At 51.0% G+C, this 2,488-nt stretch carries 2 protein-coding genes; one reads left to right on the forward strand and one right to left on the reverse strand.

The genetic code is table 11. The features are described 5' to 3' along the window. Positions 1 to 62: 62 nt before the first annotated feature. Positions 63 to 1,271, reverse strand: coding sequence for an IS110 family transposase (locus tag EII26_RS12735; RefSeq protein ID WP_124889529.1), 1,209 nt, complete (start codon positions 1,269 to 1,271; stop codon positions 63 to 65). 252 nt (positions 1,272 to 1,523) lie between these two features. Here EII26_RS12735 and EII26_RS12740 point away from each other — a divergent pair. Then, the coding region (locus tag EII26_RS12740; RefSeq protein ID WP_124889530.1) for an IS481 family transposase at positions 1,524 to 2,488 on the forward strand (965 nt) is incomplete at its 3' end.

Raw genomic sequence — 2,488 nt, forward strand, 5'->3', positions numbered from 1 at the left:
GATGTACAGTCCCATGTTATGATGGAACAGAGAATCCTTCAAAGAAGACCTGCTAGAAAAAGTCAAGGGATTAATTGAGAAATGGCAGCAGGGGGTAAAAGTTTTTGAGGATTGTAGGGTTTCTGCGAAGTCATGACGGCGTGAATTACCCTCAGAAGTTTCGTGCCGACGGCGGCTAAGGCCTGTTTGGGATGTTTGCCCCTGGCAATCATCCTGTCATAGAATTCCTTGAATACAGGGTCGAAGCGTCTTGCGGCGTTAGCGGCCAGGTAGACGGCGCGGCGCAGGTATGGAGAGCCACGTTTCGACATCTTTCCCTGGGTGCCCTGAAAATTACCGCTCTGCATCACCGACGGGTCCATCCCGGCAAAGGCCTGGAGCTGCTGGGGGGTGCCAAAGCGCTTCACATCCCCAATCTCCCCCAGAATCGCAGAGCCCAGCGTCACGCTGATGCCGGGGATGGTGTAGATGAGTTCGTGGTTTTTCATCAGCTTCTTCAGGAATTTGTCCAATTCCTTGACCTGGCTTTTGATGAAATCCAGCTGTTCAAGGAGCATCTTGAGTTCGAACTTCAGGGCGTCACGGCCGAAACGCGTTCCAACACTCCTGGATGCCTTGGCCTTGAGCTCCTCCGCCTTTTCTCTGGAATGGCGTCCACGACTCTCCTTCTCCAGGAGCTTGATGAGCTTGTCGATGTCGTAGTCGGCCAGTTCCTCCGGGTCGGTGCACTCCTGGAGCAGCTCCGTTGGAGCGGCGCCGAAGACCGTTGAGAAGCAGGAGGCGAACTCCGGAAAGACGCGGTCGAGGATGCCCAGGACCCTGCGTTTCAAGTCTCCAAGGAGCTCGACGTGGGCGACACGGCAGCGGGAGAGTTCCCGAAGCTGGAGCAGATCCTCGTCGGGGAGAACGGTTTCGGTATAGCGCCCGAAGCGCAGAACGTCGGCGATGACCACGCAGTCCTTACGGTCTGTTTTGGCCTTGCGGATGTTCATTTTTCGCAGAGCGTCGGACTGCATGGGGTTGATGACCTTGACGGTCCAGCCGTTGTCGACGAGGAATGAGAAGAGGGCAAGCCAATAGTGTCCGGTGGCCTCGAGGCCAATAACGGTCTGGCCTTTGTCAAAGGGGGCGAGAGATTTCGACAGCGATTGAAAGCCTTCGCTGGTATTCTGAAACGCAAGAGAACGAGCTGTTTCTTTGCCGGATACCTCAAGGAAAGCAGCCTGATGATTCCACTTGCCAATATCGATACCAACGAAGGAGGAGTACATGAGCAACACCTCTTGAGCAAAGTTTGATCTGACGGGTCCGGACAGTCTCAGCGCACAACCTCGTTAGTCAGACGAGTTTAAATTTCACCTCAACCTGCTCAATCGTGCTGCTCTGAGAAAGCCGGGGGCTCACTCTTCTTTGCGGGCTTGGCGTCCCAAGGAGGTTACGAGCTTTCCCGACAAAACTGGAAGTAGTTTATCATCCCTGGTATCACTTCTACGTTACTTATTCTACGAGGAGAAAGAACACCTATGGGACAGATATTACATGCTTGCGCCCGAACGACAGAGGCAACCCGTCGAGCAATACAAAATAGTCAAGAGAGCTTGAGGACACTTGCAACAAAATATGGTGTGAATCCCAAGACCGTCGCGAAATGGAAGAAGCGCGACACAGTTGTCGATTTACCCATGGGGCCGAAAGAAGCAAGGTCCAGCGTTTTGACAAAGGAACAAGAAGCATTGATTGTGGCCTTTCGTAAACACACGCTGTTACCGCTGGATCACTGCCTTTATGCATTGAAAGAATCTATTCCCTGCCTGACGCGTTCATCTTTACATCGTTGCCTGCAACGTCATGGTATCAACCGTTTACAGGATACCTGTGGAGAAAAGAAGCCGAAAAAGAAATTCAAATCCTATCCCATCGTTTTTTTTCACATCGACATTGCTGAAGTAAGAACGGAAGAAGGAAAACTTCAGCTTTTTGTCGCGATCGACCGCACCTCGAAATTCGTAATGGCAAAGCTCTATAAGCGGGCAACCACGGAGAGTGCCAAAGCATTCCTTGAGGCTTTGATATCTGCCGTGCCTTACCGAATCCATACTGTGCTTACCGATAACGGAATTCAGTTTGCCGACTTGCCAAAATATCGCGAGGGAATCACAGCACAGCTTCGTGGACATCCTTTTGATCGAGTTTACAGGCACAACGGTATCGAACATCGTCTGACCCAGCCCAACCATCCTTGGACCAACGGACAGGTAGAACGTATGAACCGGACACTGAAAGAAGCAACGGTGAAGCGTTATTATTACGAATCTCAGAACCAGCTTGAAGAGCATCTTAATGCCTTTACAGCTGCCTATAATTTTGCCAAGCGTTTAAAAACCTTGAAGGGATTGACTCCCTATGAATTTATCGTGAAAACTTGGGCTGAAGAACCTCAACGATTTCACCGCAATCCAAACCACTTCAACATGGGACTGTACATCTA

Source organism: Fretibacterium sp. OH1220_COT-178 (genome assembly GCF_003860125.1).
In the GTDB taxonomy this organism is placed as follows: domain Bacteria; phylum Synergistota; class Synergistia; order Synergistales; family Aminobacteriaceae; genus CAJPSE01.